The 23,316-nt window shown below is 44.9% G+C and carries 19 protein-coding genes and 1 pseudogene; 14 read left to right on the forward strand and 6 right to left on the reverse strand.

What is annotated here, in order from left to right; all coding sequences use genetic code 11:
* The first annotated feature begins 4 nt into the window (after positions 1-4).
* From DW121_RS00570 to DW121_RS00615, 10 genes and pseudogenes are all read left to right on the forward strand, one after another.
* A complete protein-coding gene (locus DW121_RS00570; RefSeq protein ID WP_187119989.1) occupies positions 5-2,824 on the forward strand; it encodes a M16 family metallopeptidase in 2,820 nt (939 codons plus the stop codon).
* Between the two features lie 199 nt (positions 2,825-3,023).
* Positions 3,024-4,511: a DUF5687 family protein gene (locus tag DW121_RS00575; RefSeq protein WP_117711212.1), complete on the forward strand. Its 1,488-nt coding sequence runs from the start codon at positions 3,024-3,026 to the stop codon at positions 4,509-4,511.
* A gap of 31 nt (positions 4,512-4,542) precedes the next feature.
* Positions 4,543-5,304 (forward strand): ABC transporter ATP-binding protein, encoded by a 762-nt coding sequence (locus DW121_RS00580; RefSeq protein ID WP_117711246.1) that lies wholly within the window; start codon positions 4,543-4,545, stop codon positions 5,302-5,304.
* Positions 5,305-5,306: 2 nt separating this feature from the next.
* Positions 5,307-5,819 (forward strand): C40 family peptidase, encoded by a 513-nt coding sequence (locus DW121_RS00585; RefSeq protein ID WP_118322711.1) that lies wholly within the window; start codon positions 5,307-5,309, stop codon positions 5,817-5,819.
* Between the two features lie 88 nt (positions 5,820-5,907).
* Positions 5,908-6,540 (forward strand): annotated as a pseudogene (locus tag DW121_RS00590) (HAD family hydrolase); the annotation flags it as partial.
* A gap of 411 nt (positions 6,541-6,951) precedes the next feature.
* Positions 6,952-7,269, forward strand: coding sequence for a 50S ribosomal protein L21 (gene rplU, locus DW121_RS00595; RefSeq protein ID WP_117711209.1), 318 nt, complete (start codon positions 6,952-6,954; stop codon positions 7,267-7,269).
* Positions 7,270-7,291: 22 nt separating this feature from the next.
* Positions 7,292-7,561 carry a 50S ribosomal protein L27 gene (gene rpmA, locus DW121_RS00600; protein ID WP_117711208.1) on the forward strand — a complete coding sequence of 90 codons (270 nt, stop codon included), beginning with the start codon at positions 7,292-7,294 and terminating at the stop codon, positions 7,559-7,561.
* A gap of 158 nt (positions 7,562-7,719) precedes the next feature.
* Entirely contained in the window at positions 7,720-8,994 is a 1,275-nt protein-coding gene (gene serS / locus DW121_RS00605; protein WP_118322713.1) for a serine--tRNA ligase, read from the forward strand.
* Between the two features lie 348 nt (positions 8,995-9,342).
* Positions 9,343-9,795 carry an IS200/IS605 family transposase gene (gene tnpA, locus DW121_RS00610; RefSeq protein WP_117711206.1) on the forward strand — a complete coding sequence of 151 codons (453 nt, stop codon included), beginning with the start codon at positions 9,343-9,345 and terminating at the stop codon, positions 9,793-9,795.
* A 235-nt stretch (positions 9,796-10,030) separates the two neighbouring features.
* Positions 10,031-12,337 (forward strand): bifunctional dihydroorotate dehydrogenase B NAD binding subunit/NADPH-dependent glutamate synthase, encoded by a 2,307-nt coding sequence (locus DW121_RS00615; protein ID WP_118322716.1) that lies wholly within the window; start codon positions 10,031-10,033, stop codon positions 12,335-12,337.
* Positions 12,338-12,413: 76 nt separating this feature from the next.
* On the opposite strand, the gene panD is transcribed toward DW121_RS00615, so the two are convergent.
* Both panD and panC read right to left on the reverse strand, forming a co-directional pair.
* Positions 12,414-12,767 (reverse strand): aspartate 1-decarboxylase, encoded by a 354-nt coding sequence (panD, locus tag DW121_RS00620; protein WP_004289575.1) that lies wholly within the window; start codon positions 12,765-12,767, stop codon positions 12,414-12,416.
* Positions 12,768-12,789: 22 nt separating this feature from the next.
* Positions 12,790-13,635: a pantoate--beta-alanine ligase gene (gene panC, locus DW121_RS00625; protein ID WP_118322718.1), complete on the reverse strand. Its 846-nt coding sequence runs from the start codon at positions 13,633-13,635 to the stop codon at positions 12,790-12,792.
* A gap of 245 nt (positions 13,636-13,880) precedes the next feature.
* On the opposite strand from panC, the gene DW121_RS00630 reads away from it, so the two are divergent.
* Positions 13,881-14,705, forward strand: coding sequence for a glycogen/starch synthase (locus DW121_RS00630; protein ID WP_118322721.1), 825 nt, complete (start codon positions 13,881-13,883; stop codon positions 14,703-14,705).
* Positions 14,706-14,728: 23 nt separating this feature from the next.
* Positions 14,729-16,336 carry a DUF4270 domain-containing protein gene (locus DW121_RS00635; protein WP_117711202.1) on the forward strand — a complete coding sequence of 536 codons (1,608 nt, stop codon included), beginning with the start codon at positions 14,729-14,731 and terminating at the stop codon, positions 16,334-16,336.
* 86 nt (positions 16,337-16,422) lie between these two features.
* On the opposite strand, the gene DW121_RS00640 is transcribed toward DW121_RS00635, so the two are convergent.
* From DW121_RS00640 to DW121_RS00650, 3 genes are read right to left on the reverse strand one after another with little or no spacing between them, the layout of a single operon-like run.
* Entirely contained in the window at positions 16,423-17,826 is a 1,404-nt protein-coding gene (locus DW121_RS00640; RefSeq protein WP_117711201.1) for a glycoside hydrolase family 57 protein, read from the reverse strand.
* Between the two features lie 17 nt (positions 17,827-17,843).
* Positions 17,844-19,109, reverse strand: a complete 1,266-nt coding sequence (locus DW121_RS00645; RefSeq protein ID WP_117711200.1) for a glycosyltransferase family 4 protein — start codon at positions 19,107-19,109, stop codon at positions 17,844-17,846.
* 14 nt (positions 19,110-19,123) lie between these two features.
* Entirely contained in the window at positions 19,124-21,064 is a 1,941-nt protein-coding gene (locus DW121_RS00650) for a glycogen debranching enzyme N-terminal domain-containing protein (RefSeq protein WP_117711199.1), read from the reverse strand.
* 172 nt (positions 21,065-21,236) lie between these two features.
* Between DW121_RS00650 and DW121_RS00655 the strand changes: the two genes are divergently transcribed.
* Positions 21,237-21,848, forward strand: a complete 612-nt coding sequence (locus tag DW121_RS00655) for a rhomboid family intramembrane serine protease (RefSeq protein ID WP_118322724.1) — start codon at positions 21,237-21,239, stop codon at positions 21,846-21,848.
* Here the strand turns inward: DW121_RS00655 and DW121_RS00660 are convergent.
* The gene (locus DW121_RS00660) at positions 21,845-22,441 is read right to left on the reverse strand and encodes a MarC family protein (RefSeq protein WP_117711197.1); all 597 of its coding nucleotides are present in this window, start codon (positions 22,439-22,441) and stop codon (positions 21,845-21,847) included. The two genes, DW121_RS00655 and DW121_RS00660, sit on opposite strands and share 4 nt — an antisense overlap.
* Positions 22,442-22,619: 178 nt before the next feature.
* Here DW121_RS00660 and DW121_RS00665 point away from each other — a divergent pair, with 178 nt between their 5' ends.
* Positions 22,620-23,303: a Crp/Fnr family transcriptional regulator gene (locus DW121_RS00665; protein WP_118322727.1), complete on the forward strand. Its 684-nt coding sequence runs from the start codon at positions 22,620-22,622 to the stop codon at positions 23,301-23,303.
* Positions 23,304-23,316: the final 13 nt, after the last annotated feature.

The raw sequence follows: 23,316 nt of genomic DNA on the forward strand, positions 1-23,316 counted from the left end.
AATGATGAAACATTTATTACGCAACTTATGGATTGTTGCATTAATCGTATGCTGTAACTTCCAGCAGGTATTTGCCCAACAAATGCCCCCTATTCCTATCGACAAGGATGTCCGCATCGGCAAACTGGATAACGGATTAACTTATTACATCCGCAAAAACAGTCTTCCCGCCAACCGGGCCGACTTCTATATTGCCCAAAAAGTAGGTTCCATACAAGAAGAAGACAACCAACGCGGTCTAGCCCATTTCCTTGAACATATGTGCTTCAATGGAACAACTCACTTTCCCGGTAACTCCCTGATACAGTATCTGGAACGTATCGGTGTGAAATTTGGTGAGAACCTCAACGCCTATACCTCTATAGACGAAACAGTCTACAACATTTCCAACGTACCGGTCGGCACTCCGGGCGCCATCGACTCCTGTCTGTTGATTCTGCACGACTGGAGTAACGATCTTATTCTGGATCCCAAAGAGATTGATAAAGAACGTGGCGTTATCAATGAAGAATGGCGTACCCGCATGAGCGCCATGCAACGTTTTCAGGAAAAAATGCTTCCAACGATGTTTGCCGGAACCAAATACGCCAACTGTTTCCCCATCGGAACAATGGATGTTGTGATGAATTTCAAGCCTCAAACACTAAGAGACTATTACGAAAAGTGGTATCGTCCCGATTTGCAAGGGATAGTAGTGGTAGGTGACATTGATGTAGATGCCATTGAAGCTCTAATCAAAAAAACATTTGCCGACATTCCCTCACAACCCAATGCCGCCAAACGTGAATATTATCCTGTAACCGACAATAAAGAACCTATCATATTGGTTGCCAAAGACAAAGAACAGCCATATGTACAAACCTTCATTTTCAACAAGCATGAAGCCACTCCCGATGAAGAAAAGAACAATGTAGGCTACCTGATGCAAAACTATGCAGCGACCCTCATCACCAATATGCTGAACGCACGTCTGAACGAGTTGCTCCAGGTTGCCAACCCACCTTACATCTACGCTACAACATACGATGATGATTTCTTCGTAGCCAAGACAAAGGATGCTCTCACCAGTGTCGTAGTTTGCAAAGAAGATGCCATTGAAAACGGTATCTCAACCATTCTCCGCGAAATAGAACGCGCCCGCCAATTCGGATTCACAGAAACAGAATACAGTCGTGCCCGTGCAGAATATTTACGCCACTTGGAGTCCGCTTTCCAAGAACGCGACAAACGTAAGAACGAAAGTTATGTAAAAGAATATGTCCGCCACTTCCTCGACAACGAGCCTATTCCGGGAATTGCCGACGAATATGCCATCATCAACCAAATAGCTCCGGCTATTCCGGTAGCTGCCCTGAACCAAATGATGCAACAAATGGTGACAGACAGTAACCAAGTCGTTGCTCTGTTTGGTCCTGAAAAAGAAGGTCTGACACTTCCTACGGAAGAGGCTCTTAAGAATCTTCTGAAAGAAGTAAAATCAGAGAAACTGACTCCGTATGTAGACAAAGTTTCTAACGAGCCTTTGATGAAGGAAGCCCCGAAAGGCGGTAAAATCGTTTCTGAAAAGAAAGATGATATCTTTGGAACTACTATGCTGACACTGTCCAACGGTGTAAAAGTCATCATTAAAAAGACAGATTTCAAAGCTGACGAAATCCGCATGAAAGGTGTTAGTATGGGTGGCAGTTCACTCTTCCCCGATTCGGAAATCATCAACATCAACGGACTGGATGCGGTAGCATTAGGTGGTCTGGGTAATTTCAGCGCTATTGAACTTGAAAAGACTTTAGCCGGTAAAAAAGCTTCCGTAAACTATGGTATCGGTGATAAGACAGAGGCCGTAGTCGGCAATTGCTCTCCTAAAGACTTTGAGACAATGATGCAACTCACCTATCTTACTTTCACCGCTCCGAGACGTGACAATGACGCTTTTGCATCCTACAAGAACCGCAGCAAAGCCGAATTGCAGAATATGGACCTGAATCCCGGCTCTTCATTCAGCGATTCCATCACCTCCACTCTCTACATGAAGCATCCCAGAACCCTGCGTATGAAAGCTGACATGGTGGACAAGATGGATTATGACAAAATCCTGTCTATGTATCAAGACCGCTTCAAAGATGCCAGCGACTTCACCTTCATCTTTGTAGGAAATGTTGACGTAGAAGCCGTGAAACCCCTGATTGAATCTTACTTGGGTTCATTGCCTTCCATCAACCGCAAGGAAACGTTCAAAGACAATCACATTGCAATGCGTAAGGGTGTCTACAAGAATGAATTTATCCGCCAACAGGAAACTCCGAAAGTAAACAATTTCATCTGCTATAGCGGCACTTGCCAATACAACCTTCGCAATGACATCCTTATGAGCATGACCGACCAGCTTCTGAACCTTATCTACACCGAAAAAGTACGTGAAGACGAAGGCGGTACTTACGGTGTATATCCGAGAGGACAACTCCTTAAATATCCGACGGAGAAAGCCGTCCTTCAAATCTTCTTCAATACAGCTCCCGAAAAACAAGACAAACTGATGAAGATTATCTATGCCGAGGCAGAAGCCTTTGCCAAGAACGGTCCTGACGAAGCCAGCCTGAACAAGGTGAAAGAATATATGCTGAAGAAGCACAACGAAGACCTGAAAGAAAACGGTTATTGGCTGAACAGCATAGACGAGTATCTGTATACCGGCGTAAACCCGGTGAAGGACTACGAAAAAATCATTAACAGTATCACCACCAAGGACGTTCAGCGCTTTGCCGACGAACTCTTGAAACAAAAGAATCAAATCACTGTTTCAATGATTAGTCCCGAAAAGAAATAAAGGCATTTACCTTTAGAGTTGTAAAGCTGACCTTTAGAGTTGCAGAGTAGACCTTTAGATTTGTAGAACAGAGCTTCACGAATCATATCATCAGCAAAGAGGCTTTCAGCTTTCCAACCTCAAAAACAGTTTCTAAAAAAGGCTGCGTTGTTCGTAAGGCAGCGCAGCCTTTTTCATATACACTAACCACCCATCCATTATGAGCCTCTTTATAGAATTACGTAAACAAGGAAAGTTGGCTGCCAAGCGAAACCCAATGTATGAAAAGAACAAATTCGGAAAGTTCTGGATGTACTTCATGGCTGTGTTCTGGGCCGGCTATCTGATTTTTCTCGGAACATTGTTTGCTATTGCTTTCAGTGACAGTTCAACCGAGGCATACCATGTATTGAACAGCGGACTGATATTTGTTCTTGCTTTGGACTTCCTGATGCGCTTCCCGTTTCAGAAGACGCCCACCCAAGAAGTAAAACCTTACCTCCTGCTGCCGATAAGACGCAATCGCCTCATTGACTTCCTGCTGATACGTTCCGGACTAAACGGTTTCAACCTGATATGGCTCTTCTTCTTTGTTCCGTTCGCTATCATCAGCATCACTAAATTCTATGGTATAACAGGCGTGCTGACCTATAGTATCGGAATATGGTTATTGATGGTACTCAACAATTACTGGTTCCTGCTATGCCGCACATTAATGAACGAACGCATCTGGTGGATAGCCTTGCCGGTATTGGTGTACGGAGCCATAGCGGCCGGACTGTTCATACCGGAAAACAGCCTGCTATTTGATTGGTCTACCGACTTGGGAGAAGAATTTATCCTCGGGCATCTTATTGCTTTCATCGGGACATCCGCAGCTATCGCAGTGCTATGGTTCATCAACCGCAGACTAATGATTAAACTGATTTACAACGAAATAAACAAAGTAGAAGACACTAAGGTAAAGCATGTATCCGAATACAAGTTCTTGGACCGCTACGGTGAAATCGGAGAGTATATGCGACTGGAACTGAAGATGCTACTGCGCAACAAAGTCTGCAAGACGGCCCTGCGCACTGTATTCTTGGTTGTCATAGCCTTTACCTGCGCCCTGAGTTTTACCGAAGTATACGATGGCCAGGGGATGAAGAGTTTTATCATGGTCTACAACTTTGTGATTTTCGGTATTCTGTTCCTGTCGAGCCTGATGAGCTACGAAGGCAATTATATTGACGGGCTGATGAGTCGCAAAGAGTCTATCTATACATTGCTCCGCGCCAAGTATATCTTATACAGCATTGCCATACTCATACCCCTAATCCTGATGATACCCGCCATGGCAAGCGGCAAACTATCTGTACTGAGTTGCATTGCCTGGGCCATATTTGTAGCCGGTGGCGTTTACTTCTGCCTGTTCCAATTGGCAGTATACAACAACAAGACGGTGGATTTGAATGCCAAAATGACCAACCGCCAAAATATGGGAACCGGACTACAGAACCTGATTTCCGGAGCGGCATTCGGTGTGCCCCTTCTTATGAACTTTACACTGACAGCCTTTTTCGGTCCCACCGTTACAGCTTGGATATTGATTGCAATCGGTGCGGGATTTATACTGACTTCTCGTTTTTGGTTGAAGAACGTGTATCATCGTTTCATGAAACGACGCTACAAGAATATGGAAGGATTCAGAGACAGCAGACAATGAGGTTTATAATTTAGATTTATAATTTATGGCTATGATTCAGATAAATAATTTACAAAAACGCTTTGGCGAAAAGACCGCCGTAGATATCGACAACTACACCATCCATCAAGGTGATATGTTAGGTTTGGTAGGTAATAACGGAGCCGGAAAGACTACCCTTTTCCGACTGATACTGGATTTATTGCAAGCCGACCGCGGCAATGTCACCATCAATGACATAGATGTATGTAAAAACGAGGATTGGAAGAAATTTACCGGCGCCTTCATTGACGACGGTTTCCTGATAGACTATCTCACCCCGGAGGAATATTTCTATTTCATCGGCAGGATGTACGGTCTGAAAAAAGAAGAAGTAGATGAACGTATCGCTCCCTTTGAACGCTTCATGAACGGTGAAGTCATGGGACAGAAGAAGTTCATACGCAATTTCTCAGCCGGAAACAAACAAAAAATAGGTATCATCTCCGCCATGCTGCACCATCCGCAACTACTGATATTGGACGAACCCTTCAACTTCCTCGACCCCAGTTCGCAGTCCATCATCAAGCAACTGCTGAAAAAGTACAACGAAGAACACGGAGCCACCGTCATCATCTCCAGTCACAACCTTAACCACACGGTAGATGTATGCCCGCGCATCGCCTTGTTGGAACACGGAATTATCATTCGTGACATACAAAACGAGAACAATTCGGCAGAAAAGGAACTGGAAGCCTATTTCAATGTCAGCGTAGAAGAAGCCGATACAGGAGTTGCAGATAGTACAGACGAAGAAACACCCGCAGAAGAATAAGCATGAAACAATCCTTTTCTTATACAATTGCTCTCATAGGGTTAGTATTCTGTTTAAGTTCCTGCCATACTGCCGCTCCCCGCTTTGACTATAAGGCCCTGGCAAAAGCCTCTGTGCGTCTGGGTATGGATATTGAATTGACAGACAACCACAAACTCTATATCAATGCAGCCGGATGGATAGGTACTCCCTATCGGTCCGGCGGCGACAACAAGCATGGAACGGACTGTTCCGGTCTGGTATCCCAACTTTATAAGAAAACCTACCGCATACACTTATCGCACAGCACGGACGGGCAACTAAAAGAAAGCCACAGAATAGCCCGCCGCAACCTGCGTGAAGGAGACTTGGTGTTTTTCACCAGCCGCTCATCGCGTAAAAAGGTAGCCCATGTAGGCATCTATTTGAAAGACGGCAAGTTCATTCATGCCAGCACCAGTCAGGGAGTCATCGTCAGCAGTCTCAAAGAGAAGTACTATACGCAATACTGGCTCTGCGGAGGTAGGATACAATAAAGCGCAAAGCAGCTAATATTAAGAAATCCAATAAACAAGTGTAACACAAAATTCCGATTTATTCATAACTTCGCCCACAAAAAAACTTATGAATTATACAACCTACCTCTTTGATTTCGACTATACGCTTGCCGATTCTTCGCGTGGCATTGTTACTTGCTTTCGCAACGTGCTGAACCGCCATGGCTACACTCGCCCCACAGACGACGACATTAAGCGTACCATCGGCAAGACATTGGAAGATTCTTTTTCCATTCTTTCCGGTGTAACCGATCCCCTGCAACTTGCCGAATTCAAAAAAGAATACGTAAGAGAGGCAGATACGCATATGACCGTCAACACGGTACTGTTCCTTGAAACCAAATCCGTACTGATAGCTTTAAAAGATTCCGGCGCCCGCATAGGAATCATCTCCACCAAGTTTCGCTATCGCATAAAAGAACTGCTGAGCCAGCACTTTCCTGAAGATTTTCTAGACATCATCATCGGCGGAGAAGACGTAAAAACACCCAAACCCTCCCCCGAAGGGCTCTTGCTTGCCATCAAACAGCTACACACCACTAAAGCCGAAACACTGTACATCGGCGACAGTACGGTAGATGCGGAAACAGCCCAAAAGGCAGGGGTGGACTTTGCAGGCATCACGCATGGCATGACCACCGCCGAAGAACTGCAACGCTACCCGCACAAAAAGATAATGAGCAGCTTGGAAGAGTTGTTAGAGCAAGAGCCGCTGCCCGTCGTTGCTCCGAAGAACACAAACATACGGCGCATCCTCTTGCTGCTGGCACTTTTCGCCGTATTCGTCGCACTTTTCTGTTTCCTTACTTACGCATAATTCCTGCAAGATTTAAATCGTTCCTTCATGGAGAACTTTTCGTTCCACCGTGGAGGAACGAATAGCAATTCACGCTTCTGTTGCCTGACACCGCTTCCGGAACACCGGCTTATCGCGGGAAAACCGTCTAAACATGAAAATATTAATTGTCTTAAAAAAGAGGAAGAAACATTTGCCCGTTCCAAATAAAAGAGGTACTTTTGTGCCCGATTATTCCGCACCGGGTTTAATTAAGTGCTTTCTAAGTGATTAGAGACCACCCGACGGAGCTAACTTATACATTATATATAAGAAATGTACGCAATTGTAGAAATCAACGGTCAGCAATTCAAAGCAGAAGCTGGCAAAAAGCTGTTTGTACACCATATGCAGAATGCAGAAGCCGGTGCGACAGTAGAATTCGAGAAAGTTCTTTTGGTAGACAAAGACGGTAACATCACTGTAGGTGCTCCTACTGTAGAAGGCGCAAAGGTAGTTTGCGAAGTTGTTTCCGGTTTGGTAAAAGGTGAAAAAGTTCTTGTTTTCCACAAGAAAAGAAGAAAAGGTCATCGCAAATTGAACGGTCACCGTCAACAATTCACAGAGTTAACAATTAAGGAAGTAGTAGCTTAATCAATTAAAAAAGTAAGAAGAAATGGCACATAAAAAAGGTGTCGGTAGTTCTAAGAACGGCCGCGAATCACAGAGTAAGAGATTAGGCGTTAAGATATTTGGTGGCGAAGCTTGCAAGGCAGGTAACATCATCGTTCGTCAAAGAGGTACTGAATTCCACCCGGGTGACAACATCGGTATGGGTAAAGACCACACTCTTTTCGCTTTGGTAGACGGAACTGTACAGTTCAAGGTAGGTAAGGCAGACAGAAGATCTGTCTCTATCATTCCCGCTGAAAACGCAGAAGCATAAGTTTCCGGACAAAAAATAAAGCAAAGGGATGCAATCAGTTAGATTGCATCCCTTTCTTTTTAAACGTAAAAATAAGCAAGTTTCTTTTTTGTATTACTTTTGATTTGCACTATCTTTGTCCTCGCAAATCCAGAGTATCATAAAAACAAGTATAAGATATGCTTACCATTAAACAAATTACAGACAACACCGACGCGGTAATCCGCGGACTGGAGAAAAAGCACTTCAAAAATGCCAAAGAAACCATTGAGCAAGTGCTGGAAACTAACAACAAACGACGCAATACCCAAACAATCTTAGATAAGAACCTGTCGGAAGTCAACTCCCTTTCCAAGTCTATCGGACTGTTAATGAAAGAGGGTAAGAAAGATGAAGCCGAAGCCGCGAAAAATCGCGTAGCCGAACTCAAGGAAGCCAACAAGGCATTGCAGGAAGAAATGGATCAGGCTGCAACCGAACTCCAGAACCTACTTTATACAATCCCCAATATCCCTTACGACAGTGTACCCGAAGGCGTAGGCGCCGATGACAACGTGGTGGAGAAAATGGGCGGCATGGAAACCGAACTTCCCAAAGACGCACTTCCCCACTGGGAACTGGCCAAGAAATACGACTTGATAGACTTCGACTTGGGTGTTAAGATTACAGGTGCAGGTTTTCCCGTATACAAAGGCAAAGGCGCACAACTTCAGCGTGCACTTATCAACTTCTTCTTGGACGAAGCGCGCAAATCCGGCTATACCGAGATAATGCCTCCCACGGTGGTTAACGCTGCCTCCGGCTATGGTACAGGCCAGCTGCCCGACAAAGAAGGGCAGATGTATCATTGCGAAGTAGACGACTTGTATTTGATTCCAACCGCCGAAGTTCCCGTAACGAACATCTACCGTGACGTAATCCTCGACGAAAAGCAGTTGCCCATCAAAAACTGCGCTTATACGCAATGCTTCCGTCGCGAGGCAGGCTCATACGGCAAAGACGTACGCGGCTTGAACCGCCTGCACGAATTCTCCAAAGTAGAATTGGTGCGCATCGACAAGCCGGAACATTCCAAAGAATCCCATCAGGAAATGTTGAACCACGTGGAAGGATTGCTCCAAAAACTTGAACTACCCTATCGCATCCTGCGCCTGTGTGGTGGCGACATGAGTTTCACCGCCGCCCTTTGCTTTGACTTCGAGGTATATTCTGAGGCACAGAAACGTTGGTTGGAAGTCAGTTCGGTATCCAACTTTGATACTTATCAGGCCAACCGCCTGAAATGCCGCTACCGTACAGCAGAAAAGAAGACAGAACTTTGCCACACATTGAACGGCTCTGCACTCGCCCTGCCACGTATCGTAGCAGCCTTACTGGAAAACAACCAGACTCCGGAGGGTATCCGTATTCCGAAAGCGCTGGTTCCGTATACAGGATTTGAGATGATTGACTAAGGGGTTTCATTCCTCATCCAAAATAACAAAAGGTGCGTCAGAATAATAGAAGTTTCATATTCTGACGCACTTTTCTTATTCAAAGACCGGCAGCCTAAGAAGAAAACAACGTGACTCCTTAGAACTACAAAAATAAGAGCAATGAAAGTCAGAACAAAAAGCTATGAAGTAAAAGGCTGAGGGACGGAGCTGAAGACCGAAACATAAAGCTGAAGACTGGAACATAAAACTGAAGACCGAAACATAGAACTGAAGGCTGAAAGCCTTATAGCTTACAGCCCGGGGTAACACCCCGGGTTAATTATCCCCTCATTCCTCTTACGCCCTGAAAGGGCAAAACCAAACATCATGTCACAATCCTTAAACAAAATCTACATACACATCATCTTCTCCACCAAAAATCGCGAAGACCTATTACCGGAAAAAAACCTGAATGAAATACACTCTTACATAGGTGGAATCATCAACCAAAACCTGTGCAAAAGCATCATCATAGGTGGCACCGCCAATCACATACACATTCTATGCGAATTGACAAGTACCGTTTCTACCGCCATTCTACTACAAGAAATCAAAAGAAGTTCCTCTAAATGGATAAAAGGCAAATATTCCCAATATTCCAATTTTGCATGGCAAAGCGGTTATGCCGCATTTTCAGTCAGTCAATCAAAAGTTGACGCCGTCACCAATTATATCCGAAACCAAAAAGAACATCACACAAAGAAAAATTTCAAAGAGGAATTGGTTGAATTCCTGAAAAGTTATCAGGTTGAGTATAAGGAGGAATACCTGTGGAGTTAATTCTTATGCCCTTACAGGGCGCAAAAGGAAAATACCGTTCTTACCCGGGGTGTTACCCCGGGCTATAAGATATGAGGCTTACAGCCTTCCTCCCCCTCCCTCAAAATCGTCTTATCCCTTCTTCCGCCTTCTTTTTTCCCCGCACATTCTTTGTTATTAACAAATAAGCCGTATCTTTGCAAAATCTATCATTCTGAAAGAAATTACGTAATTATACCAACAAAATTATAAGATAATGAATAAAATCATTAGCAAAGAACATTTCTCAGAAAAGGTCTTCAAGTTAGTAATCGAAGCACCGTTAATTGCTAAATCACGCAAGGCAGGACACTTTGTAATAGTACGCGTAGGCGAAAAAGGCGAGCGTATGCCGCTGACCATAGCCTCTGCCGACCCTGTAAAAGGAACTATCACTTTGGTTGTGCAAGAAGTAGGCCTCTCATCCACCCGTCTGTGCGAGCTGAATGAGGGCGATTACATAACCGATGTTGTTGGTCCGCTGGGGCAAGCCACCCATATTGAGAACTTCGGGACTGTTGTTTGCGCCGGCGGCGGTGTGGGCGTGGCTCCGATGCTTCCTATCGTGCAAGCGCTGAAGGCTGCCGGAAATCGTGTAATTACGGTATTGGCAGGTCGCACCAAAGAACTGATTATCCTTGAAAAAGAGATGCGGGAAAGTTCCGACGAAGTCATCATCATGACGGACGACGGCTCGTACGGCCGCAAAGGCTTGGTTACGGAAGGCGTGGAAGATGTTATCAAACGCGAGAAAGTAGACAAATGCTTCTGTATCGGTCCTGCCATTATGATGAAATTCGTTTGTTTGCTGACAAAGAAATACGAGATACCTACCGATGTATCCCTGAATACCATCATGGTGGACGGAACAGGAATGTGCGGTGCTTGCCGTATCACCATCGGTGGTAAAACCAAATTTGTATGCGTAGACGGGCCGGAATTTGACGGTCACCAAGTAGATTTCGACGAAATGCTGAAACGCATGGGTGCGTTCAAAAACATAGAACGTGAAGAGATGCACAAGTTGGAAGAACCGCAAACCTGCCAAGCTACCGGCGAGAATACTCGGGAAGCGGACGAAAAGAGCCGCAATGCCGCTTGGCGTCAAGAATTGCGTAAATCCATGAAAGCCAAAGAACGTACTGCCATTCCCCGCGTGGAAATGAACGAACTGGATGCGGAATACCGTTCGCACAGCCGTAAAGAAGAAGTAAACCGGGGATTGACCGAAGAACAGGCGTTGACAGAAGCAAAGCGCTGTTTGGACTGCGCCAATCCGGGCTGTATGGAGGGTTGCCCCGTAGGTATAGACATCCCCCGTTTCATCAAAAATATAGAACGCGGCGAGTTCTTGGAAGCCGCCAAGACGCTGAAAGAAACCAGCGCACTGCCCGCCGTTTGCGGTCGCGTCTGCCCGCAGGAGAAGCAGTGCGAGTCCAAATGTATCCACTTAAAAATGAACGAAAAGCCGGTTGCCATTGGCTATCTGGAACGCTTCGCTGCAGATTATGAACGCGAAAGCGGACAAATCTCCGTACCGGAAATCAAAGAAAAGAACGGTATCAAGATTGCCGTAATCGGTTCGGGTCCCGCCGGTCTGTCTTTCGCGGGAGACATGGCGAAATATGGCTACGACGTTACCGTATTCGAAGCGCTGCACGAAATCGGCGGCGTACTGAAATACGGTATTCCCGAATTCCGCTTGCCCAACAAAGTGGTGGATGTAGAAATCGAGAACCTTGCCCAAATGGGTGTAAAGTTCATTAAGGACTGCATCATCGGCAAGACATTAAGCGTGGGGCAACTGGAAGAAGAAGGCTTCAAAGGCATATTCGTCGCTTCCGGTGCCGGATTGCCTAACTTCATGAATATCCCCGGTGAAAATTCCATCAACATCCTGTCGTCCAACGAATACCTGACGCGTGTCAACCTCATGGACGCCGCCAGTGAAGATTCCGATACGCCTGTGCCCTTCGGCAAATGCGTAGCCGTAATCGGAGGTGGCAATACGGCTATGGACTCCGTCCGCACAGCCCGTCGTCTGGGTGCCGAACGCGCCATGATTATCTATCGTCGTTCGGAAGAAGAGATGCCCGCACGTTTGGAGGAGGTGAAACACGCTAAAGAAGAAGGCGTGGAGTTCCTGACACTTCACAACCCGATAGAATACATTGCCGACGAACAAGGAAAAGTAAAGCAGGTGGTTCTTCAAAAGATGGAATTGGGTGAACCCGACGCGTCCGGACGCCGCAGCCCTGTACCCATTCCGGGAGCTACCGAAACAATTGATATAGACCTTGCTATCGTCAGCGTAGGCGTATCTCCCAACCCTATCGTTCCCAGCTCCATCAAAGGACTCGAATTAGGACGTAAAGGCACCATTGCCGTAAACGACAGTATGCAGTCGTCTATACCAACCATCTATGCCGGCGGCGACATTGTCCGTGGCGGCGCTACCGTAATCCTTGCCATGGGAGACGGACGAAAAGCGGCAGCGGCAATGAATGAGCAGTTGAAGAAATAAGAAACCTCACCATAAAAAGAAAGTTCCGTTTGCCATTCAGCAAACGGAACTTTCTTTTTATTATCTGATAAAGACCTTACTTCACCACCTTGTTTGTTGCCGGGTCGGGAAAAATCACGGTCGGCTTAAACGTCTTGGCTTCTTCAAAGTCCATCAATGCATACGACATGATAATAACAATGTCATCCGGTTGAACCTTACGGGCCGCCGCACCGTTCAAGCATATTTTACCCGAACCGCGCTCGCCTTTAATGATATAAGTTTCAAAACGTTCACCGTTATTGTTGTCGGCAATATAAACCTTTTCACCGGCAATCATGTTAGCGGCATCCATCAAATCCTCGTCAATCGTGATGCTTCCCATATAATTGAGGTTAGCTTCCGTAACACGGGCACAATGGATTTTCGACTTCAACACTTCAATCATCATAAGATTGTCTTTTTTATGTTTATTACTCCTTATACTTGATATTGTCAATCAGGCGGACTTCTCCACAGAATACCGTAATGCAACCTACGGCATATGAGGTATCTTCCCAATTGGCAATCTTCTGCAACGTATTACCGTCCACCAGCTCGAAGTACTCCAAACGCAAGCCGGGAGCGGCTGCAACGGCATCCTCCACAAATTTCTGTGTCTCGGCAACTGTATGTGAAGTTGCAAAGGTACGACTTTCAAATAAAGTCTGCGAAATTTTTAAAGCATTTTTGCGCTCTTCAACGGACAAACGGGCATTACGGCTGCTCAAGGCCAATCCGTCCTCCTCACGCACGATAGGACAGCCCACAATCTCCAACGGATAATTCATGCGGCGTACCATTTCACGAATAATGGCCAGTTGTTGAAAATCTTTCTCACCAAAATATGCGCGGTCCGGCTGTACCGCATCAAACAGCTTGCTCACAATCTGGCACACGCCGTTAAAGTGTCCCGGACGAAAAGCGCCTTCCATAACGGTATCCAAGGGTGCGTAGCTGAAGCATCGGGTATCCGGTTCCGGATACATCTCTTCCACAGCCGGAGCAAAGACAAACGCAGCCCCGCACTCTTCCAGCAGACGACAATCAGCTTCCAGCGTACGGGGATATTTGACTAAATCATTCTGGTCATTGAACTGGGTAGGATTTACAAAAACACTTACTACAGCGGCATCATTCTCTGCCACACAACGTTTTACCAATGAAGCATGACCGGCATGCAAGGCTCCCATCGTAGGCACTAAACCTACCTTTTTACCTTGGGCTCTCATAGCCGAAAGTCCGGCCTGCAAGTCCTTGATAGTATGTACTATTTCCATTTTTATTGGTTATATATAACTTAGTTGTTTGCAAAAACGGTGCAAAATAAGCTATTATTTACCACATAAAGAAGAAATATCGTAAATTAATGCAAAAGTTGTCCCAAAGCCGGAGGTGAGATTTCGTCTATTTTCTACTGATATACAAGCGGTTAACAATTCATAAGGAATTATAGACGAGCCCGGTTTGCTTTATTGCCCGATTTTTTTTATATCTTTGCAGAATAATTGAGAACATTGTTATTATGACAAAGGCGAACAAGGTTTTATTTATAACACAAGAAATTACCCCTTACGTTTCAGAATCCGAGATGTCCCTTGTAGGCAGAAACCTGCCGCAAGCAATCCAAGAAAAAGGCAGAGAAATCAGAACGTTTATGCCCAAATGGGGAAATATCAATGAGCGCAGAAATCAGTTGCACGAAGTGATACGTCTCTCCGGTATGAACCTTATTATTGACGATACCGACCATCCGCTTATCATTAAAGTAGCATCTATACAGTCTGCCCGTATGCAGGTTTATTTCATCGACAACGATGATTACTTCCAGAACCGCCTGCAAGTGATTGACGAAAACGGTGTTGAGTACGAAGACAACGACGCACGTGCTATCTTCTATGCCCGTGGCGTACTGGAGACTGTTAAGAAACTGCGCTGGTGTCCGGACATCATCCACTGTCATGGCTGGATGACTGCATTAGCACCGCTGTATATCAAGAAAGCATACAAAGACGAACCTTCATTCAGAGATGCAAAAGTAGTCTTTTCACTGTATGACGATGACTTCAAGCAGCCGTTTCACCCCGATTTCGCAAGCAAGCTCCTTCTGAAGGGTATCACCAAGAAAGATATTACCGACTTGAAAGAGCCGATTGATTATACGGCTCTCTGCAAATTGGCGATAGACTATTCCGACGGTGTTATTCAGCAAAGCGAACACGTAAACGAAGAAGTCATGGAGTATGCCCGGCAAGCCGGTAAACCTATCTTAGGTTATCAATCTCCCGAAAACTTCGCAGATGCCTGCAACGACTTCTACGACCAAGTTTGGGGAGAAGAACAAGAATAAAGTTGATTTCAAGACGAACAATTATGAAAGTAAAATATTTAGGAATATTGCTTTTAGCACTCCTGGCTTTCTACGGATGTGATGACAACACCGGAACATTGGGCATGGATATGTTGCCCGATTCAGACGGTATCAAAGCCCAAACCGAAAAATTTAATGTTACTACCAAATCAATTCTTGCAAAGAAAGTTTATTCCAAAACCAGTACGGGATATATCGGTAAGTTTACAGATCCCGAATCCGAAGGGTTCGGAAGCTACGAAGCCAGCTTTTTAGCAGAATTGAACTGTACGGAGAATTTTACTTTCCCCGCTGTATATAAAGAAAGCGCTGACGGGAAAAGCGGTACCGGTACAATGGTTAAAGACGAGGTAGAAAAAATCCAGTTAGTGGTCTATTACTCCAGTTGGTTCGGCGACTCCCTAAATGCATGCAGAATGAGTGCATATGAGTTGGACGAAGATTGGCTGAAAGTACGTAAAAAGCCCGAAATGTATCGGTACACCAATATTGATGTCAAGGAATATTACAACAACGAAACACTCTTGGGCAGAAAAGCATATACAGCCTATGACACCTCAGTGCCCGATTCTGTAAGAAATGCAACTGACTCAAGCGGCAATTCCATTTATTATCCCAACATCACTTTCCCATTGAGCAAAGATTTGGGAAACAAGATTCTGAAGCTGAACCGTGAATATCAGGAAGGAAAGAATGATTATTTTGATAACTCGGAGAAGTTTATCGAAAACGTATTCAAGGGCGTCTATCTGCAAACTGATTACGGTGATGGGACTATCCTTTATGTAGACCGTGTAGACCTGCAGATGCAGTTCCAATTCCATTACGTAGACAGCCTGGGAGTGAAGCTTACCAAGAAAGTCACCGACAAAGACGGTGAAGCGGGTTCAGACTCTTTATACTACGCCACAGCCGTTGCTTTTGCTTCCACCAAAGAAGTAATCCAAGCCAATAAATTTGAAAACTCAGAAAAACTGGAGGAAAAAGTAAACAGCGACAGCGAAAAGGGTTGGAGTTATCTGAAATCACCGGCGGGCATCTTCACAGAAGCAACCCTGCCCTATGACGAAATAGCTGAAAAGTTGACCAATGATACGCTGAATGCAGTTAAATTGACTTTCACCAACTATAGCCAGGACAAACAATACAAATTCAGCATGAGTGCGCCGCAAACCGTTTTATTGGTACGCATGAAAGATATGGACTCTTTCTTTGTAAACAATGAATTGACAGACAATGTCACATCATTTGTGGCAACCCACAACAATGTAGAAACTAATCAATACACCTTTAAAAACATAGCCCGCTTAGTGTCAGCCTGCATCAACGAGAAAAAGGCCGCCAAGCAGAAAGCTAAAGAAACTGCCGGAAGTTCATGGGATGAAGCTTCCTGGGAAGAAAGCTGGAGTAAAACAGATGAAGGAAAAAACTGGGATAAGGTAGTATTAATCCCCGTAGTTGTGACCTACGACACGAACAGCCAGACTCCTTCCATGATTGGCATCCAGCATGACTTAAAGCCTACCTATGCCAAACTTAAAGGTGGAGATCCCGCCTTTGGCGGAAGTGATTTGGAAATAGAAGTAACCTATACTTCTTTTAATAAATAAAAGTTCCATCAATCAGATACATAAAAAGAACTCCCGTTCCGGATATTTCGGAACGGGAGTTTTTCATTACCTATCGGAAAGGTTGCTTATTCAGCTTTCTTCTTCGGTGCAGCTTTCTTTGTTGCAGGCTTTTTGGCAGCCAGTTTTGTAGCGGTTTTAGGAGCTGTCTTCGCTTCTTTTTTCTTCTCGGCAGCTTTCTCCTTCTCCAACTTATTCTGCGCTTTTTCCAGTTCTTTATGCAATTCTTCTATTTCATCTCCCTGATTCTTGATAGTAGTAAGCAAAGCATTCAACTCTTCGTTATCAATATCTATCGGGTAGAGAGAATCAACACGTTTGATGAAATCTCCCAAAATGTTCATATAGTTGGTGAATGCGTCATACGGAGACTCATAAATGCCACGATTCAAGCCCACACCGCTATCCTTAGTCGTCATGAAGCGGAAGTTATTGCTTGCCTGCAGATAATCCCAATCTTGCTTGATACGGCGATCATCACAGATATGTACGCGTTCGGCAACACTATACAGTTTATTGAAGGCTTCACGCTGCATCACGTTACCCAGCCAGCAACTCGTATCTCTTTCTTCGTCCACCCACGACATAGGATATGGAACATCCAACTGCGAAACAGACTTCAATTTAGTGACAATCTCCGTAGGAGTTGAGAAAGTAATGCCCTTTTCCTTAGCGCATGCAGGCAACGCTTTCAGGAATTCCAGAATATTGGAAGACAGCGGCTGCGACATACCCAGTGAACAAAGTTCCATAAATATATTGATGACTTGTTCTTCCTGCGGGAATGCGTCAATCCAACTGATGTACTTGTCGGCAAACAAAGGATATTCACTCCATTCCGAATTAGAGAAGCGCAGGCTTATATCATCTGACAATTTGAAATCACGCAACAGCAACTTCAGATTCGGGTTCATGTTGCAATGATACACATAATGCGGACTCTTCCAACCGAGGACGTGCTTGGCACCTTCGGTCAACATACCCTTGAAGCCCATACTTGCCACTACAGCACCGATTTCATCATTATATATCAAACTGGAATTACGGAACACTTTCGGAGCTTTGCCAAACATTTGTTTCATCTTGGCGCTCTGACGCATTACGTCTTCTTTGAAGCAATCCTCATTGGCCAGTGAAGACAGACCGTGCGAGTACGGTTCGGCAAGGAATTCACAGCATCCCGTATCATTAAGCTGATGCAACAGGTCGATTACTGCAGGCGCATGGATTTCCAATTGCTCCAATGCCACACCAGAGACAGACAAAGCCACTTTGAACGCACCTCCCGAATTCTTCACCATTTCAATGAGCGTATTCAAGGCAGGAATATACGAACGTTCGGCAACTTCATTGATGCTTGTTTCATTGGCATAGTCATCATAATAATAATGATTGGTGCCGATATCAAAGAAACGATAACGTTTCAGATGTATAATTTGATGTATCTCAAAATAAAGACAGATAGTTCTCATTTGTATTCAGTATTTTATTATTTACCATAGTTTCTTAACACATCCTCATAAAGAGCGCGGATTCTCAAGCCTACTTTTTCCCACGTAATTCCGTCCACTTCTTTCTTGCCTTCCTCCTGAAGATAGTGGAAAAGAGACGGGTTTATACAGATAGAATAGATGGCGTCGGCCATAGCGTGAATATCCCAATAATCGGTTTTAATTACCTTATCGAGAATTTCACCGCATCCGGACTGTTTGGAGATGATGGAGGGCGTTCCGCACTGCATGGCTTCCAACGGCGCAATACCGAAAGGCTCGGATACGGAAGGCATGACGAATACATCACTGTTCTTGTAGACCTCGTACACCTGTTTTCCTTTCATAAAGCCCGGGAAGTGGAACCGGTCGGCAATGCCCCTCTCGGCAGCCATATTAATCATGGCATTCAGCATATCGCCCGAACCCGCCATAACAAAGCGGATGTTGCGGGTACGCTGCAACACCAGCGCCGCAGCTTCCACAAAGTATTCCGGACCTTTCTGCATAGTGATGCGCCCAAGGAAAGTCACCACCTTCTCTTTGGAATGATCCGGACGCGGAATGTCCTGCAACTCCTGTGAGAGCGGATATACCGCATTGTGCATGGCAAACACCTTTCTCGGATCCTGATGATACTCATTGATAACCGTACGGCGGGTAAGTTCCGATACACACATTATGCAGTCCGCATAATCCATTCCATTCTTCTCCATAGAGTAAACGGTAGGATTAACCTTACCGCGCGAGCGGTCAAAGTCCGTTGCGTGCACATGGATGCAAAGCGGCTTTCCGCTTACCATTTTCGCATGTACACCTGCCGGATAAGTCAGCCAGTCGTGCGCATGGATAATGTCGAACTCCTGTTGGCGTGCAACCACTCCGGCTATAATTGAGAAATTATTGATTTCTTCGTGCAGATTTCCCGGATAACCGCCGGCAAAGTCCATACACCCCAAATCATTGACGTGCATATAGGAGAAATCCGAATAAATATGATCGCGCAATGCATAATACTGTTCCGGACTCATCGTCGACAAACGCGACTTCAAATAATCGTAATCAACGTCACGCCACACAACAGGCACTTGGTTCATGCCGATTATATTCAGGAATTTCTCTTCTTCGCCTGTGGGCTTCGGCATACAGAAAGTTGTTTCCACATCCCCCTGCAAACTCAGTCCCTTAGTTATTCCGTATGATGCAACTGCAAGACCGCCATATATTTTGGGAGGAAATTCCCAACCAAACATTAAAACTTTCATCTTCGTTCCTCCTCTTATAAATTATACTTAGACAACAATTTCAAAATACGCAGAATCTCTGCCACATTCATGGCAAACGACACTGCCCCCCTACCCTTAAATGGCGGATTTCCGTCAAACAGTTCAGGCAGCGAACCTATACAGTGGCTTGTCATTTCATCTTCAAAACCTATCAGATAACGCTCTACAAACGAAATGCCGCTCATCTTATAGATGCGTAAGTATGCCTCCATATAGAATCCCATGAGCCATGGCCACGCCGTACCCTGATGATATGCATAATCTCTTTGAATCTGAGGACCGACATAGTTCGGATTATATCCGCCGCTCTTAGGACTCAGCGTACGCAGGCCTTTCGGAGTCAGCAATTCTTTCGTCACAATATCGAGCACCTGTTTCTTCTGTGCACGGTCCAGTGGAGAGTAGTCGAAGGCAACAGCGAATATCATGTTGGGACGAACGCTCCAGTCCATCATATAACCGTCTACATAGTCGAAGAGATAGCCGTATTCGTTACGGAAAATATCCACAAAAGATTTTCCCGTAATTTCAGCCTGAGCATCCAATTCGCCTGCAAGTATATCGTTTCCGCCCTCACGCACTATATCCGCCACAAAACGCAACGCATTATACCACAAAGCGTTCACCTCAACAATATAGCCGGTGCGCGGAATTACGGGATGACCGTTAGCCGTAGAGTTCATCCACGTTACAGCCTTCTCCGTACCATTGGCATAAAGCAAACCGTTTTCATGCAAGAAAAGGTTATCATGCTTCCTGCCACGGATATAGTTCATAATATCTTCCAGCAACTTGCCATACTTCTGACGGCACTGTTCGCGCGAGGTCTCTTTAGCATATTGCTGCAAAGTCCATACTGCCCACAGGAGTACGTCGGGATGCTCCATTTCATAAATTTTATAGCCTACCGGCTTATCTTCTATGAAATCGCGGATAGCTTTCTCCGCAGTCTTCATAACATCTTCAAATTCATCTTGTTCGTCCACCGCCAAAGTTAAACCGGGCAAAGAAATAAATAGATCGCGTGCACGGCATTTGAACCAGGGATAACCGGCAAGTACATAATGCTCATCTCCTTGTTTGTTGTGGAACTGGTGAGCCGAATTTTTCAGACAGTGATAGAAACTGTCCCGCGGAGTGCGGTCCTCGGCTTCGGCCTCAAAGGTCTGTTTCAGCTTACGCGGCGAAATCTCCGAAATACCGGCAGAGAACACAACGCTTTCGCCTTTCTTTATATCTACTTCAAAATAGCCGGGTACATACAGGTCTTCGTTAAAGTCATATCCGCGTTCCTGTTCTTTCGGATATTCAATGCCACGATACCAATCCGGCTGATAATGGAATTCATTCTTTTTGTTCAGCTGCATATAAAGTTCCGGATAACCGGGATACATACAGGTTTTAATACCGTTTTCCACCAATTGGTAATCACGGTTTGCCTGGGCATTTTCGTGCGTATATTCGCGTACACTGCGGAATGCAAGGAAAGGACGGAACCGGAGTGTTGTTGCCGAGTGGGCATCGACCAAGGTATAACGAATCAGAATGCGGTTCTCGTGATGTACAAAAATTTTCTCTTTACGGAGGATTACACCTCCTACACGGTAAGTCGTTGCCGGGATATGCTCGCAGTCGAACTCACGGATATACTTATGCCCATTCGGACTAAAGTTATTCCCCTGATACTTATGCAGCCCCAGATTAAACTCAGCACCGTGTTGAATTACCGTTTCATCCAAAGAAGACAGCAGCACATGGTTTTCATCATCCAGGTTGGGGACGGGAATCACCAACAAGCCGTGATATTTGCGTGTGTTACAATCTACAATTGTTGTACAATGATAGGCCCCCGATTTGTTAGTCCGAAGTATCTCCCTTGGCAAAGATTCTTGCAGATTAACCATCAAGGTCTTGTCAAATCGTAAATAACTCATAGTTGTGCATTATTTAAAGGTTAATTATTCAGGTATATGCGCTACAAAGCTTGTAGCGATGCCCAAAAATACAAATTAAAGCCTATACGCAAAATAAAAAGTCAGTTTTTTTTCGTTTTTCAAGTAAATAATTCGTAGCATTGTACAAAAATAACCAATCCTTGTACAATATATGAAGCATGACGCCCGACGAATAGTTCTGGCAGCGGTTATACCGCTATTTTTACTGTTCATTTTATATACACTGAAATTTCTGGAGACAGGTATGGACTGGGACTTTACCCGTCTTGGGGTGTACCCGATGGAGAAGCGGGGAGTGTTCGGCATATTCGCGCATCCGCTGGTGCACAGCAGTTTCAAACATCTTTTAGCAAATACCATCCCGCTCTTTTTTCTGTCTTGGTGTCTGTTCTACTTCTATCGAGACATCGCACCGTATATATTTTTCGCAATTTGGACGGGTTGCGGACTTCTTACCTTTTTAATAGGCAAACCGGGATGGCATATCGGTGCAAGCGGCATCATCTACGGACTGGCTTTCTTTCTTTTTTTCAGCGGCCTGTTACGCAAGCACATGCCGCTTATAGCAATCTCTTTATTAATAACTTTCCTTTACGGAGGGCTGGTATGGAATATGTTCCCGCAGTTCGCCAAAGAAACGACCTCTTGGGAAGGACATCTCAGCGGAGCCATCACAGGCACACTCTGTTCGGTTGCTTTTATGAAATACGGGCCTCAACGTCCGGACCCGTTTGCAGATGAAGATTCAGATTTTAAATCTTAATGATGAAAACTCTCCAACAGCAGTGATATGTTTGCCATGAACAGGCGTACGGAGATTGCCAACAGGATAATGCCGAAGAACTTACGAATGATATAGATTCCGCCTTTACCCAAGAAACGTTCTACTCGTCCCGTCATACTGACCACAAAATACACCCATATCATGTTCAGTACCAGTGCTATGATAATATTTACACTGGCATACTCGGCACGCAAAGAGAGCAGTGTGGTAAAAGCGCCGGCCCCTGCCAGCAACGGAAATACCAACGGGACTAATGTAGCTTCTTTTATAGGCCCCTGGTTCTTAAATATCTCAACATCAAGAATCATCTCCAACGACATCAGGAAAATGACGAACGCACCGGCCACTGCAAATGATTCTATGTCTACATGAAACAGTTTCAGCATCATATCACCCGCATAAAAGAAACCTATCAACAGAGCAAACGATATTAGCGTAGCTTTTAGGGCGTTTACATCCTTTCCTTTCTCTTTCAGGTTAATGATGATAGGAATAGAGCCAATTATATCTATTACGGCAAACAGTACAATGAAAGCGCTGGTCATTTGCTGCCAATTAAACTCTGAAAACATACGTCCCTCCTTTTTTATTTGCAAAGATAATCTATTTTTATGCATTCCGCAAAAATTCTTAAAACTGAATGAGTAGCACGTTTAAGAAATAATAAAAAAAACAAAAAGAGAGGGTAAGTGTTTACGGCAGAGACCGATTATACCTACTTTTGTTCTGAAACAAGAAGATGAAAATGATATGGAAACAATGTTCGATACACTATTACAATTGCCCCTTTTCCAAGGACTTGCCCAAGAAGACTTCACCTGCATTTTGGAGAAGGTAAAATTGCATTTCACGAAACATAAGCCGGGAGAACTTCTTCTGCAAGAAGGCGCCCCTTGCCACGAGCTGGTGTTTGTACTAAAAGGAGAAATAGTCTCTTCCACATCATCCGCTGATGACTCCTATAGCTTTACGGAATATATTCCGGCCCCCTGCCTCATCGAGCCTTACTCCATGTTCGGCATGAAGACGTCATATGCTTCGACCTACCGGGCAAAGACAGAAGTACATACCGTCAGCATTAGCAAAGCCTTCGTAATGAAAGAGCTGTTCAATTACGAGATATTCCGCCTGAACTACATGAATATAGTGAGCAACCGCGCCCAAATACTGCACAGCCGTTTATGGAAAGTGGCGGATGATAATCTTGAGACACGCATCGCCCACTTCATCCTCAGCCACGTAGAGCGTCTGTCGGGAGAAAAAGTATTGAAAATAAAAATGGAGGACTTGGCTCTAATTGTCAATGACACCCGTGCAGGAGTATCAAAGGCACTCAACAGTATGCAAACGGAAGGATTGGTGGAGTTGCATCGCGGAGAAATCGCAATACCCGATGCAGAGAAGCTGATGTCTGTAAAAAGAATGTCAGAATGATAAATCCTTATCA

Origin of the sequence: Bacteroides sp. AM10-21B (genome assembly GCF_003472565.1) — a bacterium.
Taxonomy (GTDB): domain Bacteria; phylum Bacteroidota; class Bacteroidia; order Bacteroidales; family Bacteroidaceae; genus Bacteroides; species Bacteroides propionicigenes.